The sequence below is a fragment of the Vibrio sp. Vb1026 genome (genome assembly GCF_033338745.1).
Taxonomy (GTDB): Bacteria; Pseudomonadota; Gammaproteobacteria; order Enterobacterales; family Vibrionaceae; genus Vibrio; species Vibrio alginolyticus.
This window is the reverse complement of record NZ_JAWOTH010000002.1, coordinates 521,577-536,061: the sequence shown is the minus strand read 5'-3', so window position 1 is coordinate 536,061 and position 14,485 is coordinate 521,577. Positions and strand designations below refer to the sequence as shown.

The 14,485-nt window shown below is 45.7% G+C and carries 10 protein-coding genes; 6 read left to right on the top strand and 4 right to left on the bottom strand.

Going from position 1 to position 14,485, the window contains the following annotated elements; genetic code table 11:
- Nucleotides 1-13: 13 nt before the first annotated feature.
- Nucleotides 14-1,405: a glycoside hydrolase family 1 protein gene (locus R7E47_RS06335; RefSeq protein WP_258487812.1), complete on the bottom strand. Its 1,392-nt coding sequence runs from the start codon at nt 1,403-1,405 to the stop codon at nt 14-16.
- A gap of 148 nt (nt 1,406-1,553) precedes the next feature.
- A complete protein-coding gene (locus R7E47_RS06330; RefSeq protein WP_318083980.1) occupies nt 1,554-3,614 on the bottom strand; it encodes a sensor histidine kinase in 2,061 nt (686 codons plus the stop codon).
- Between the two features lie 178 nt (nt 3,615-3,792).
- On the opposite strand from R7E47_RS06330, the gene R7E47_RS06325 reads away from it, so the two are divergent.
- Nucleotides 3,793-5,142 carry a sigma-54 dependent transcriptional regulator gene (locus R7E47_RS06325; protein ID WP_318083979.1) on the top strand — a complete coding sequence of 450 codons (1,350 nt, stop codon included), beginning with the start codon at nt 3,793-3,795 and terminating at the stop codon, nt 5,140-5,142.
- 43 nt (nt 5,143-5,185) lie between these two features.
- Here R7E47_RS06325 and R7E47_RS06320 read toward each other — a convergent pair whose 3' ends face one another.
- Together R7E47_RS06320 and brnQ are read right to left on the bottom strand one after the other, a co-directional pair.
- Nucleotides 5,186-6,394 (bottom strand): GGDEF domain-containing protein, encoded by a 1,209-nt coding sequence (locus tag R7E47_RS06320; RefSeq protein ID WP_005374203.1) that lies wholly within the window; start codon nt 6,392-6,394, stop codon nt 5,186-5,188.
- A 103-nt stretch (nt 6,395-6,497) separates the two neighbouring features.
- The gene (brnQ, locus tag R7E47_RS06315) at nt 6,498-7,808 is read right to left on the bottom strand and encodes a branched-chain amino acid transport system II carrier protein (RefSeq protein ID WP_005374201.1); all 1,311 of its coding nucleotides are present in this window, start codon (nt 7,806-7,808) and stop codon (nt 6,498-6,500) included.
- A gap of 836 nt (nt 7,809-8,644) precedes the next feature.
- Here brnQ and R7E47_RS06310 point away from each other — a divergent pair.
- From R7E47_RS06310 to R7E47_RS06290, 5 genes are all read left to right on the top strand, one after another.
- Nucleotides 8,645-9,655, top strand: a complete 1,011-nt coding sequence (locus R7E47_RS06310) for a TAXI family TRAP transporter solute-binding subunit (RefSeq protein ID WP_053307129.1) — start codon at nt 8,645-8,647, stop codon at nt 9,653-9,655.
- A gap of 88 nt (nt 9,656-9,743) precedes the next feature.
- Nucleotides 9,744-11,867 carry a TRAP transporter permease gene (locus R7E47_RS06305; RefSeq protein ID WP_009705104.1) on the top strand — a complete coding sequence of 708 codons (2,124 nt, stop codon included), beginning with the start codon at nt 9,744-9,746 and terminating at the stop codon, nt 11,865-11,867.
- Nucleotides 11,868-11,875: 8 nt separating this feature from the next.
- On the top strand, nt 11,876-13,108 hold the full coding sequence (gene lhgO, locus R7E47_RS06300) for an L-2-hydroxyglutarate oxidase (RefSeq protein WP_053307131.1): 1,233 nt from the start codon (nt 11,876-11,878) through the stop codon (nt 13,106-13,108).
- A 195-nt stretch (nt 13,109-13,303) separates the two neighbouring features.
- The gene (locus R7E47_RS06295) at nt 13,304-13,999 is read left to right on the top strand and encodes a glycoside hydrolase family 19 protein (protein ID WP_005374179.1); all 696 of its coding nucleotides are present in this window, start codon (nt 13,304-13,306) and stop codon (nt 13,997-13,999) included.
- Nucleotides 13,944-14,471 carry a hypothetical protein gene (locus R7E47_RS06290; protein ID WP_231970768.1) on the top strand — a complete coding sequence of 176 codons (528 nt, stop codon included), beginning with the start codon at nt 13,944-13,946 and terminating at the stop codon, nt 14,469-14,471. The genes R7E47_RS06295 and R7E47_RS06290 overlap by 56 nt, the downstream gene beginning before the upstream one ends.
- Nucleotides 14,472-14,485: the final 14 nt, after the last annotated feature.

Sequence of the window (14,485 nt, the reverse complement as noted above, 5' to 3'; positions counted from 1 at the left end):
CTAGACAACAGGCTTAGCTTTTCAATGAACCGCCTGAAGTACGAATCACGTCTTGATACCAGAAAAAGCTTTTCTTGCGTTTACGTTCTAGCGTTCCTTGCCCATCATCATGACGATCGACATAGATAAAGCCGTAACGTTTGCTCATCTCAGCGGTTGAGTTTGCGACCAAATCGATTGGCCCCCAGCTGGTAAAGCCCATCAGCTCAACGCCATCCAGAATCGCTTCGTGTGCTTGAACAAGATGGTCGTTCAAGTAAGCGATGCGGTAATCATCTTGAATCTCACCGTTTTCATCGATTTCATCACGTGCACCTAAGCCGTTTTCTACGACAAACAGTGGTTTTTGGTAGCGATCGTGAAGGAAGTTCAGCAGAACGCGAAGGCCTTTTGGATCGATCAGCCAGCCCCATTGGCTCTTCTCAAGATATGGGTTTGGTACGCTATCGACGATGTTACCTACTTCTTTCTGTTTCGGGTCTGCACTTGCACAGCCACTTGCGTAGTAGCTGAATGAGATGAAATCGACACTTGCCGATGCGATCTCTTCTAAGTCGCCTGCTTCCATCTGAATTTCAATGCCATTTTCACGGAAGTAACGCTTCATGTAGCCAGGGTACTGACCACGTGTTTGTACATCACCGAAGAACAACCACTTGTTGTTTTCATGCATTGCTGCCAGCACGTCATCAGGATTACAGGTGTATGGGTAGTTGATTGCGCCAAGCAGCATGTTACCAATCTTGCCGTTTGGTACGATTTGCTGACAAAGTTTTACCGCTTTTGCGTTTGCGACTAGCTGGTGATGAATCGCTTGGTAAATCTCTTGTTCATTGGCGTCTTCTTGCAAACCAACACCAGTAAATGGTGCGTGTAGAGACATGTTGATTTCGTTGAAGGTTAACCACAGCTTCACTTTGTCTTTGTAGCGTTCCAGCACGGTGCGAGCATAACGTTCGAAGAATTCGATGACGCGACGATCGCCCCAACCGCCATAGTTTTCAACCAGTGCGTAAGGCATTTCGTAGTGAGATAAGGTCACGAAAGGTTGGATGTTGTGCTCGGCAAGTTCGTCAAAAATTTTATCGTAGAACGCTAAACCTTCTTCGTTAGGTTCTAGTTCGTCCCCGTTCGGGAAGATGCGGCTCCATGCCAAAGAGAGACGCAGACAGTTAAAGCCCATCTCTTTGAACAGCGCGATGTCTTCTGGGTAGAGATTGTAGAAGTCGATCGCCACGTCTTTGATACCCGGTGTACGCTCTTCACGGGTTTGATGCGGACTCAAAATACCGTTTGGCAGCATGTCTGATGTCGATAACCCTTTACCCCCAAGGTTGTACGCCCCTTCTACTTGGTTTGCAGCAATGGCACCACCCCAAAGAAAATGTTCAGGAAACTTAATCATGCTTCTCACTCTTTATATTTAGGAAATGTTTGTGGATTTATTGCTTGAGAATAGTGGAGGAGACACCTCGATACTTGTATCGAGATCGTATTTTTCTCAAACAGCGGGGATGCTTAGTTCTAATGATGATTTTGTAATCAATATCAACCTAGGCTGATTTGAACAATAGAGCGAAAGTCAGCCCATTTTGTTCATTCTTATGCACGGTAATTTGTCCGTTCATATCACGCATATTGTTGGCCGTAATCGCTAAACCCAGCCCCAATCCTTCACCAATTTTCTTTGAGGTTTGGAAGGGTTCGAACATGGATTCAAGCATCTCATTCGACACGCCGCAGCCATTATCACTGACGATCAGTTCGACCTGATTAACGGTTGGATTGACGATCAAGTTGAGCTGCGGGTTGGTGGTGTTGTTCATTGCGTCTAGCGCATTCGAGACAAGATTACCGAGCACCTGAAGCAGTCGTTGTTCTTCACCCATGATATTAGGTAAATCATGAGGAACGCGCACACGCACATCCACCTTGTCTAATTGGGATTGATAAACGCGTAAGGTATCTTCGAGTGCGGAGGTAAGAGAAATTGCTTGTAGGCTTTCTGGTTTGTTATAGGCGAACGTCTTTAACTGGCTAGTCATGCTTGCCATGCGATCAATCAGCTTCTGGACCAATACATTGTTGGCTTTCATCATCTCGGTTTCGCCACGTTCTGCTAGCAGTTCGTTTGTTGTGAGCAGGGTACGCAAGCCCGTCAGTGGCTGATTGAGCTCATGAGTAATCGCGCTCGACATGCGACCCAAGGCGGCCATTTTGCTCGATTCAATCAACTGGCTTTGCGCTTCTTTTAGCGCTTGAGTTCGCTCTTCTACCCGTTGCGCCAGTTCTTGGTTGACCTGTTGCAGCGATTGCTCGGCTTTTTTCCGCTTACTGATGTCTATGATCGTCGCAAGGAAATACTGCTCGCCATGCCAAGGGAAACTGGTTAGCGAGAACAGGACAGGGAAGACGCTTCCGTCACTGCGTCTGGCAATGGTTTCGACCGTGCTGATCTCTGCGAGCTCTTTATGTTTAGGTAAGTCCTTGAGCAACTTAAGTGTGGTGGAATTAGGATTGCCTGCATCGAATAACTCCCAAGCAAAAGCATGTCGATTGACGCTTTCTGGTAAACAGAATAAACGCTTCGCCATTGGGTTGAGATCGAACAGTTGCCCTTGTTCATCAATCAATAGCAAACCAACGTGGGTCTTATTGATCATCTGTTTCAAGCGGCGTTGGGACTCTTCCAACAGAGCTTGAATTCTTTGTTGGTTGATGTGCTTTTGGCGGCGTTGTAAGCCAATGATGACGAGTAATACAACCAATAAGAGCAGCGCTGCTACGCTCCAACCAATCACGTTGATGGTTTGCTGAATCGGCTTAGAAGGGGTGAGGTAGCTTACGTACCAATTCAAATCATCCAATTTTACGGTGTGCGCAAAATAGCGTTGCTGGTTGAGCGTCCACACACTGATATTGGTGTTGTCGTATAAGCGCTGCGTTTCTAACTGAACGGTGTTGCTCGGTTCGTTAAACCAGTCAGCGTTATAGAGCGAGCTGCTCGATAGGAAAAAGCGTTGCTGGCGATTTTGCAACGTAATGATGTCTTGGCTAGTGATAGTCTGTTCGGTCAACAGACTGAGGTTGATTTGCACCACCACAATGCCTGCGATATCCAGACCGTCGTAGATAGGGGCTGCAAGATAATATAGCGGGCTCGAACCTTTGGTTTTGTTCACCAAGGAAACCCCGCCGCCTTGATTGTGAATTTGTTCCACAATGGCTTTTCGGTCAGACAGGCTAAAGCGCTCTTCGATTAAACTCGAGACCAATACTTCGCCAGAGTTAGACAGGATTAGCCAACCTTCCGTATTGGCGGCTTTGTCGAGTTGAGTCAGTTGGGTTTGCAACGGTTCGTAATAAGTCCGGTTTCCTTTCACAAACGCGATGGTTTCCGGGTTATTGGTGACAAGGTAAGGCAAGTGATAGAAGCGTTTGAGTGCACGGCGAACTTCACCGATATAGTCGAGCAGTTTTTGTTGAGCTTCGGTTTGAGTTTGTACGCTCAACCATTGACGAGCAACCTCTCTGCTGGCGCTATAACAAGACAACATCAGCACTGCCGCAATTGCGACCACAAGCCATGTTTTGCCATTCCTTTTGCGCTGCATACCGACTCCATTCAGCTAGTGCGTTCTCACCAACAGTCATTAAAGAGTGCGCCTAACTGGTTGGATGTTAAAGACTTGTAAGCAAGAAGTGAGATCTAGCTCCTTTTCTCCTCAGTGGTTTTTGCTACCGTTAATAAAGATCGATTTCTTTCCCACCCCATAAAGCAGGCAGTAACTCATGGCTTTTGACGACATCCCTAAAATTGCACTTATCGAAGACGATGACATTGTTCGTCAGGCTACCAGCCAATGGCTGCAACTGGCGGGGTTCGATGTGACCGCATTCAGTTTAGGCGAAGAGGGCAAAGCGGCCATTCTTAGCCAAGAATTTGATGCGATTGTCAGTGATGTTCGCCTGCCAGACACCGATGGTTTGTCGATATTAGAAAGCCTGATTGCCAATCACATTCCAACGCCGATTATCTTGATCACCGGACATGGTGATGTTGATATGGCGGTAGGCGCATTACAAAACGGTGCGTTCGATTTTATCGAGAAACCTTTCCAACCGGAGCGCTTATCCCAACGAGTGACCGAAGCGGTAGAAAGCTATCGCGCACAAACGTCTACTCAAGATCGCCAAGAGTACCTATCTAGTGTTAGCGGCTTAGAAGAGGTGTTGATTGGGCGAAGCCGAGTGATGCAACAGCTTAGAGAACAAGTAGCCAAGTTAGCGCGCATTGATACTAACGTGATCATTTACGGCGAAACCGGTTGTGGTAAAGAGCTGGTAGCGACCAGTTTGCACAATGAAAGCCAACGTAGAACCCATCATTTTGTGCCAATCAACTGTGGCGCTATTCCTGAGAACCTGTTTGAAAGTGAGCTGTTTGGGCATGAAGCAGGGGCATTTACCGGAGCGGGTAAAAAGCGCATTGGTAAGTTGGAATACGCGGATAAAGGCACTTTATTCTTTGATGAAATCGAGAGTATGCCGCTGTCCATGCAGGTGAAAGTGTTGCGTTCATTACAGGAACATACGGTAGAGCGCGTTGGGGGCAACCAACAGATCTCAGTTGATTTGAGAGTGATCGCCGCCGCGAAAGAAGATCTCAATGATCATGACGAGTTTCGTCAGGATTTGTACTATCGTCTTAATGTGGCGCAGATCTATTTGCCACCGCTACGTGAGCGAGAAGAAGATGCGTTGATCTTGTTCGAACACTTTGCTCTGAAAAGTAATCCTGAGAGTCGTCTGCTGAGTGAAGCCGATAGAAAGGCCATTCTTGCTTACTCTTGGCCCGGTAACGTACGTGAGCTTAGGAATGTAGCGATGCGTTTTGCATTGGATGAAACCGTCTCCGTGATGGAAATTCTCTCCAGTCGACCATCCTCAACAACCGAAGAGACGCATGCGGGCGTGCCGCTGGCGATTCAGCTACATAACTTTGAACGTAAGGTGCTACATGATTCTTTAGTCAGGCATCATGGACGCATCAATGAGGTGATGCAGGAGTTGGATTTACCACGTCGAACCCTTAACCAAAAGATGCAGAAGTTTGGTTTGAATCGCTCCGACTATACTTAGTGCGATTTCTAGCTAATTCGAAATTACTGGCATAACAAACACGTTATGCGCTTTTGGCTGGAGCTGGGACAAACTTATAATTTAGGTCTTTACCTTCTCCAAACAAGGTAACGAGGTTCCTTCCAGTATGTTTAGAGCTATATAGCGCTTCGTCTGCTTCAGCAAGCGCCTCTTGAAGTGATTGCCCCTCAGATAACTGACTGATACCAAAGCTCATGGTCACTTCAGTTTTAAATGATTGCAAAGCGGTTTCAGTTTCGACCGCAAGGCGAATTTGCTCTGCGACAATTTTGGCTTGCTGTGCTTTTTCGAGCAAAACAATCATGAACTCGTCACCACCAAATCGCACAATGCAGGCGGACTCAGGAAGATGCTTTTTAAAAATAGTGGAGATCGTTGCCATGACGGAGTCGCCAACCGTGTGACCATAGTGATCATTAATCGCTTTGAACTTGTCGACATCAGTCATAATAATGCTGATTGCTTGGCTTTTTTTATGTGCTTTACTAACCAAGTTTGGAACGATTTCTTCCATGGCTCGACGATTATATAGCCCTGTGAGTGCATCTAAATGAGAGAGATCATTAATGGATTGCACCAAGCGTCCGTTAATTAACCACAGCATACTAAAGCTCAAAGCAACGATCAGGCAGATGCTAAATAAGAACGTCAGCTGATGGATAAGGCCTGCGACCATAAAGCTTGGTAACTCACCTGAAAAAGTACTCCAAAGCGCCCTAAATCCCATAAAAAAACTAAATCCAAAGAAAGAGTAAGCCATTGCTTTAACAGGGAGCTTTAAGTCCTTTTGGGTACCTTTAAGCATGGCGACACCACTAAAGAAGGTGACGATACAAATATACATGCTCAGATAAATAATGCGGCTTTTGATAGAAGGGTCATGGAAGGTGAAATAGTAAAATGAACCACTGAAAACAGGTGTTAACAAGGTAAGACAGTGAGCCAATTTTAAAGGGTATTGACGAAAAATGCTTACGCTATATAGCGTAAGCAAGAAGCCGACTAATATGAGAGTGTTGGCTATGACGATGGTCAGCCAGTCTGGCGCAGAGCCTCTAAAGCCAAGTAAAAAAGGGCCTAAACCAATAAACAGTAGTGATATCGAGAAGGTTTTTAAGCCTTTGACTCTACCCTGAGTGTATTGATAACAAAGCAGACTAATAGAGTAAATGCAAGAGAACAGAATAACGATAAAGTTCAGTGTTCTGATGTCTAGATACTGATTATCCATAGGCGACCCATATCAATCTTTCATTCAGGCAACTCCTTTGCCTGATATCAATAAGCGAGCTACATAGTAACGCACTTATTGAGCGATGTCTTATGTTAAACGGCTATTCATTCACCAGCTCGAATTGTTCGGTTTGGTTGGTTTTCGTCGTAAACAGCAGACCAACAATCATCATAAATACGCTAGGCACAATCCAGCTAGCAAAGTCATTGTACAGAGGCATGTAATTACCCATCCACTCATCAGTGGAACTTGGCATGTAACCTAGGATGTGCAGCGCATCAACACAACCAAACGTTAGAGCAGTGAATGCGGTTGCTACCACCATGATTTGCGACATCTTGTTGCGCACTGGTGCCATGATCATCAACGCAATCGCGACTGGGTGAAGCGCCACAACCGCTGGCAATGTGATAGCCAATAGTTGTTCCAGACCTACGTTAGCGATCAAACCAGCCAATACCATGGTCGTGATAACGCAGCCTTTGTAGTTCACTTTGCTGAAAGTGTTGTCGTAGAACTCACTGCCTGCGGTGGTTACGCCGATAGCAGTAGTCAAACACGCCAATACCATCACGGCACCTAGTAGTAGTGAACCAAACGCGCCGAAGTGGCTGAAGGTGAATGCCGTTAAAATGTCGCCACCATTGCTGAACTCAGAACCCAAGTATGAGCTTGTCGAGCCAATGTAAGCCAATGAGATGTAAACAAACGCCATGGCAACCGCGTACATCAAAGCTGCGATTAGCGTGTATTTTGCGGTGGCTTTCGGGCAATCCACACCCATGCTGCGAATCGCGCGGAAGATAATCCAACCAAAACCGATAGAACCTAATGCATCCATGGTCATGTAACCTTGGGTTAAGCCTTCAGCAAATGCACCAGATAGGTATGGTCCCGTTGCGGCAGTTAGCTCACCTGCAGGAGAAACCAAAGCCGTCACAGACATGATGATCAAGATTGCCATCAAGGCAGGCGTTAAGATCTTGCCTAGGTTGTCGACCAATTTACCCGGATATAGGGCAAATAGAATGGTGATAGCACAGAAGGCAATAGTGAAAGGCACCAAAGCTGCATCACCAAACATTGGCGCAAAGCTAAATTGGTAAGCCACGGTAATTGCACGTGGGATCACGAACGCAGGGCCAATCACGATAAACACCATCACCCAAAAACTGGTCGCCAAAGGTTTAGGTAGGGCAGCGGTTAATTTGTCTGAACCGTTTACGATAGCCACCATCACCAGTGCCATCGCAGGCAGACCTACACCCGTCAAGAGGAAGCCAGACATCCCGCTCAGAAAGTTTTCACCTGCTTGGTAACCCAAAAATGGAGGGAAGATCAGGTTACCCGCGCCTAAGTACATGGCGAAAGTCATGAAGCCCAAAGCGGCGATATTGCGTGCGCTTAACATTGTTATTCCTCTTATGTTTCGCTTGGAAGAAACTGAAAGGAATGGGAGGAGTATGTGGTGTTCCCGTCAGCTTCTTCTCAAGCTGACAGAAAGTTTAGATATAGCCTGTCAGCTCTGAATCAGTTTCAGAGAGAGCAGGAGGATCGCAGCAGCAACGCCAGATGGGCGTTTTAAAGCGAATTGTAATTGCGCAGTTGCTGACATGGGTGATCCTTAAAGACGAAAAAATACCAAGGAATACGTTTGCCTTGGCGTGTTGTTACACTAACGAACATAGGGCCATTGGCACAACCCCGAAGTAGAAAATAAGTTGATACGGTCAATGTTTATTTCTGAACTGGTGGATCGAGCTGCTTTTTAAATTAAAAATTAGAATAAATGACTTTTCATTTTTGTAACATGGCTTTCTTTGCTGTATTTTTGTGCTATTTGTAGTCGTTTAGGCTATAAACCTCAGCTGATAAATTGAGCAGTTTAGAATGATGCGCTTTTTCTTCTTATTGTTAAGACGCTCATTAGTTGCAATTCAATCCAAAATTGCATCGGCAAAATATTGCTTATTAGTGAATCGTGCATTTATTTTGTCTTGATCACATTTTATTAACCTTTTGCGATCTAGGCGTGCAACCTTCTCCTCTTCAATGAGCAAGATCTTGCTCATTACTTTGCTATCAAATCAGCATGATTTTGCTCATTTTTGATGTCTTTCAGCTCTTAGTTCAATAAATACAAAGGGTTAAAAGTTGGCATTTCAATTGCTCTAGGGAATGTGTTGTTAATAAAGGTTTAACATGATGTAAATCCCCAATCGTGAAACGACTACACGGAGAGTAATAATGAAAATGAATAAGCTGGTAAAAGCTTTGGCTGTCGCTGTGACTTCTTTTGGTATTGCTGCTAACGCTGCGGCAGAAGATCGTAGCTATATTCTTGCAACGGCATCGACAGGTGGTACTTACTACCCTGTGGGCGTAGCGTTGGCGACGTTAAGCAAAGTGAAGTTGGCACCAAAGCACCACTTCTCCCTTTCTGCAATCAGCTCTGCGGGCTCTGGTGAAAACGTTAAACTGCTGAATGAAAACGAAGCACAGTTCGCGATTCTACAAGGTCTTTACGGTGCGTGGGCTTGGTCTGGTGAAGGTCCTTATGAGAAGAGTGGTCGCCAAGAACAACTGCGCTCAGTCTCTATGCTTTGGCAAAACGTTGAGCACTTTATTGTTCGCTCTGACCTAGCAAAAACGGGCACTGTGACTGATCTGAACAACCTAGATGGCAAGAAGTTCTCTATCGGTAAGAAGAACTCAGGTACTGAGAACTCTGGTCGCCAAATCATGAAAGGTCTGAAGGTCGACCCTGATAAATTCAATCTTGCTTACATGGGTTACGGCGGCAGTGCGAGCGCACTTCAAAACGGCACCATTGACGGCATGAACACGCCTGCGGGTGTACCTGTTGGTGCGGTCACTCAAGCTTTTGCTGCGTTGGGTAAAGACATTTCGATTCTTTCGTTTACTGACGAACAAATCAAAGAGGCGAACGGCAATTACAACCTATGGACGAAGTACGAGATCCCAGCGAACACGTACCCGGGTCTAGATAAGCCGATCACCACCATTGCACAGCCTAACTTCTTGGCAGTTCGTGAAGATATCTCGGAAGAAGACGTTTACCAGCTAACCAAAGCGATCTACGAGAACCTGCCTTTCCTACAAGGCATCCACAAAGCAACAAAAGCAATGGCGATTGAGAAAGCGATCGCTGGCTTGCCAGTGCCTCTTCACCCAGGTGCGGTGCGTTACTACAAAGAAATGGGCATCGAAATCCCATCAGACCTAATGGTGAAATAACGCCAACTTCGCCCCGAGTTTCGGCTCGGGGCATTTTATCCCTACCGATTTCTAAGATGGAAAAAGCCGCCAGAGCTTGGAGTATGAGATGAGCGACTCAATAGAAAAGGAATTGCAGAAGTTTGAGCTGCCCACGCGCACTGATTTTCCGTGGGTAACCACCACAATCACAGTGTTTGGCGTGGTGTTGTCTGCTTTGCACATTTGGTTTAATACCTTATCGACGTTACCAGAGTTATGGATTTCCGCGACCCACTTTGCTGGCTTTGCGGTGATTTGTGCGCTTTGGTATCCGGCTCATATCTCTCTCAAGCAGAGTAAGATTGCACTCGGCATCGATGTGTTGATTGCCATGGGCGCGGTCGCGTGTTTGCTCTACATTCCCTATGCCGAAGATGCGCTATATGAACGCGGTGTGAAGTTCGTGACCAGCGATTGGGTCTTCGCCATCATGGCAATTTTGATTGTTATCGAACTGATTCGACGCACCATGGGCTGGTTTATTCCAGTGTTGATTGTGGTGTGTTTAAGCTACGTTGTGCTTTGGGGTAAGTGGGCGACAGGTATTTTCCACTTCCCGGGTTTGAGCATGGAAACCTTGCTCTACCGCAGCTTCTATTCTTCTGAGGGCATGTTTGGCTCTATCTCACGCATCAGTTGGACTTTCGTATTCATGTTCATTCTGTTCGGTGCGTTTCTTGTTCGCTCTGGTGTCGGTGATTACATCATCAATGTGGCACGTGCTGCGGCTGGCAAAATCATTGGTGGTCCCGGTTTTATCGCAGTGATTGGCTCGGGATTGATGGGCTCAGTATCTGGATCTAGTGTGGCAAATACGGTTTCAACTGGTGTTATCAGTATTCCTTTAATGCAAAAAGCAGGTTTCCCTTCGCGCTTCGCGGCGGGCGTTGAAGCTGCGGCGTCGACAGGTGGTCAGCTGATGCCACCAGTGATGGGCGCGGGCGCTTTCATCATGGCGTCTTACACGCAAATTCCTTATGTCGATATCATCGCGGTTTCTTTCATTCCTGCTCTTATCTATTTCTTGTCCGTGGCGTTCTTTGTGCGTATTGAAGCCAAACGCAGCGGCGTTCAAAAAATCACGACAAGTGATGAATCTCTATTAAAAGTGCTGATCAGCGGTTGGCACAACCTTATCCCACTGGCGGTATTGGTCACTTTGTTGGTTCAAGGTTTTACACCGACTTACGCTGCAGGTTTGTCAATCATTTCTGTGGTGGTGGCTTCTTGGTTCTCGAAAGATCATAAGATGGGACCAAAAGCGATCATCGAAGCGCTATCGCAAGGTGCAAAGAACATGGCGACAACCGCCGTATTGCTGGTGGGTATCGGTTTGGTGATCAACGTGATCAGTACAACAGGCATCGGCAACACCTTCTCACTGATGATCGACGGTTGGGCGAATGGCGACTTGTTCATCATGATCGTTCTGATTGCGCTCGCTTCTCTTGTTTTAGGTATGGGTTTACCTGTGACAGCGGCGTATATTGTATTGGGTACTCTGTCTGCCCCTGCGCTTTACAAGTTAATTGCCGAAAACCAATTGCTTGAATTGATGGTGTCGGGTCAATTGCCTGAACAAGCAAAAGCTATCTTCATGTTGGCGGCGCCAGAAAAGTTGGAACTGCTTAATGCACCAATGGCGTTGGAAACCGCGAAAGAAATGGTGGCGCTAGTACCTGCGGACTTTATGGAAACCCTACTAGAGCAAAGTTTGGGTATGGAAGCGGTAGGCTTGGCATTGCTGGCTGCTCACCTCATCATCTTCTGGTTATCGCAAGACAGTAACGTAACGCCTCCAGTGTGTTTGACCGCATTTGCAGCGGCAACCATCGCGAAAACACCTCCAATGCGTACCGGCCTGATGGCGTGGAAAATCGCTAAAGGTTTGTATCTTGTACCGCTACTTATTGCCTATACAGGCTTGGTCAGTTGGGATGTGACGTCGGTAATTACCGTAGGCTTCTTTGCCATCATCGGTACCTATGCATTGATTGGTGCGATTGAAGGCTACTTGGAAGGTCCTCTAAACATTCTGACGCGTCTCTTGTTGGTAGTGGTGGGTACATTGCTGGTTTGGCACGATATCCCAATGTTGGTTCGTGTGGCAAGCTGCGCGGTATTTGTCGCGGTGTTCATTTACAGTGGTCGCAAGTTCAAATTGCAACAATCTCAACTATCGGTTTTATAAGAGGTCGTATGAAATCAGTCTATGACTACATCATTGTTGGTGGCGGTATCGTTGGTGTGTCGACAGCATGGCAACTACAGCAACGTCATCCAGACAAATCCATTTTATTGGTTGAGAAAGAGTCCGGTTTTGCCCAGCACCAAACCGGACACAATAGCGGCGTGATTCATGCCGGGGTGTACTACGCACCGGGCAGCTTAAAAGCGGATTTTTGTAAGCGTGGGGTAGAGCGAACCATTTCGTTCTGCGCCGAGCACGATATTCCGGTGGAGAACTGTGGCAAGTTACTGGTTGCGACCAATGAGCAAGAAGTCGAACGCATGAATGCCCTCTATGAGCGCTGCCATGTCAACGGCATCGACGTAAAGCTACTCGATGAAGTTCAACTTAAACTGGCTGAACCAAACATCACGGGATTGGGCGCGATTTATGTCAAAACCACCAGTATTGTGGACTATCGTTTGGTCACTGAGCAGATGGCGGAAGAGTTCAAAAAGCTCGGCGGTCAAATCAGCTTGAGAACCAAAGTGGTGGCTGCCGAAGAGAAGGACGAAGAAGTTCAACTGACCTGTATTTCAGACGGTCAAACCATGCAGCTCAATGCTAAGTTCTTGGTTACTTGCAGCGGCTTGATGGCGGATCGCATGACGAAGATGATGTCTATTCCGACCGATTTCCAAATCATCCCTTATCGTGGTGAATACTACCGCTTAGATAGCAAACACGACCAAGTGGTGAATCATCTTATTTATCCAATTCCCGACCCTGATTTGCCATTCTTGGGCGTCCACCTGACTCGCATGATTGATGGCAGTGTGACCGTAGGTCCAAATGCGGTGCAAGGCTGGAAGCGAGAAGGGTACGACAAGGTTAACTTCAGCTTGCAAGATACCATGCAAATGCTGAGCTTCTCCGGTTTCTGGAAGGTGACACAAAAGCATCTAAAAACCGGATTGGATGAGTTTAAGAACTCGTGGTGGAAGCCGGGCTATCTCAAGCTGGTCAATAAATACTGCCCAAGCATCAAGGTAGACGATCTCAAACCATATCCTGCGGGTATTCGTGCGCAAGCGGTGTTATCCGACGGAACCTTGGTTCATGACTTCTTGTTTGCCGAAAGCGCCAGAAGCCTGCACGTTTGCAACGCCCCCTCTCCAGCAGCGACATCTGCAATGCCTATTGGAGAGTACATTTGCGATAAAGTAAATGAGAAGATAGAGGCGAAAACCGAGACGGTTTAACAGTAAAAAGCCATGTTAAAATATATGAGCGAAAAGAATGCTTTTCTAGAATATTGACTGGTATGTTATTTGCCGCACAATAATGTAATTAGTATGTAAGAAATGGTTTTAAAATGTCGTAATACAATGTCAACTTCAAATTTTATAGGTGATTTTTTGTTCTTTCAGTTTTAATCTTCATCAGATGGAGGGACTATGATTACAAAACAGCACCTTAGAAAAGTATGGAAGAATGAAACTAAAGTTTCAGAAGACTATTTAGTGATTATAAGCAAAGAACTTTCTATGAAGATCTCTGAATGTAAGTTAGACAGTGAACTGAGACTGTCACACTTTGTCGCTCAATTAGCAAAAGAGGTTGGTCCTGGAATGAGAATGGAGGAAAACCTGAATTATTCAGTTCAAGGATTGAAAAGCACTTTCAGAGTCTATCGGAATAGGCCGGCGTTAGCTGAAAAGCACGGGAGAAAAAATGCCATCAATCAAAAAGCAAACCAAGAAGCGATAGCAAATAATGCCTATGCCATGAAAATAGGCAATGGTGATGCAAGTACCGGAGATGGATGGAAATATCGCGGTAGAGGAATGATACAGTTAACAGGGAAAGGAAACTATTTAGCGACAGAAAGCATACACGCAAATATTTGGAACGAAAATACGAGTTTCTCTTCTTCGCCTCAGTTAGTTGCTCAACCTAAATATGCCATCAGGACTGCTATGATTTTTTGGCTGAAGAATAAGCTATATTTAAAAGCCGATAAGGGAGCATCTAGAACGGTGACTGATAGTATTACTAGGGTTATTAATAAAAATACAGATTCATATGGACAACGACATGAGATATTTACCGAACTGTATAAAAAAGGCATTTTCAAAGAAATTTTTAAGTAGGGCTTTTGGAGCTTGTTTGATAGTACATTACCCTGCATTTTCCTTTCAGTTAACTAGTGTCGACGATGGTTATTTGCTGACTGATAATAAGTTTGAATCGGATTATATGGTATATACTCCGGGCGCGAAGGAAGCGGAAATTACTGATGCATATGACTTCACTTGTGTTGGTAGCAAAATCGAAGTGGTTAAAATTAGAAGTGAAATTAACAATGCCGTGACTCATGGAGAGCAGCTCCAATATTACTTTTTTCTTGTTACTGAGAATAAAGCTTACTGGCCACTTAGAATTGTTGAATCTTTCCAGACCGTGGACAAAGATTCCCAGGAATTAGTGTCAGAACATTTACCTTTCACAAAAAATGATGACCTTGGGTTAGCTTGTGATTTAGTTAGGCCTCAGGTTGAAAGCTATTACTTTTCCCAAGCTTTTGAAGCGATACCTAAACATACCAACAATAAAGGCGACTGAATCAGTCGACTTTA

Excerpts from the sequence above, each read along its gene's own strand:
- R7E47_RS06330 (WP_318083980.1), bottom strand. The coding sequence starts at position 3,614 with ATGCAGCGCAAAAGGAATGGCAAAACATGGCTTGTGGTCGCAATTGCG.
- R7E47_RS06305 (WP_009705104.1), top strand. The coding sequence starts at position 9,744 with ATGAGCGACTCAATAGAAAAGGAATTGCAGAAGTTTGAGCTGCCCACG.
- R7E47_RS06320 (WP_005374203.1), bottom strand. The coding sequence starts at position 6,394 with ATGGATAATCAGTATCTAGACATCAGAACACTGAACTTTATCGTTATT.
- R7E47_RS06310 (WP_053307129.1), top strand. The coding sequence starts at position 8,645 with ATGAAAATGAATAAGCTGGTAAAAGCTTTGGCTGTCGCTGTGACTTCT.
- lhgO (WP_053307131.1), top strand. The coding sequence starts at position 11,876 with ATGAAATCAGTCTATGACTACATCATTGTTGGTGGCGGTATCGTTGGT.
- brnQ (WP_005374201.1), bottom strand. The coding sequence starts at position 7,808 with ATGTTAAGCGCACGCAATATCGCCGCTTTGGGCTTCATGACTTTCGCC.
- R7E47_RS06335 (WP_258487812.1), bottom strand. The coding sequence starts at position 1,405 with ATGATTAAGTTTCCTGAACATTTTCTTTGGGGTGGTGCCATTGCTGCA.
- R7E47_RS06290 (WP_231970768.1), top strand. The coding sequence starts at position 13,944 with ATGAGATATTTACCGAACTGTATAAAAAAGGCATTTTCAAAGAAATTT.
- R7E47_RS06325 (WP_318083979.1), top strand. The coding sequence starts at position 3,793 with ATGGCTTTTGACGACATCCCTAAAATTGCACTTATCGAAGACGATGAC.
- R7E47_RS06295 (WP_005374179.1), top strand. The coding sequence starts at position 13,304 with ATGATTACAAAACAGCACCTTAGAAAAGTATGGAAGAATGAAACTAAA.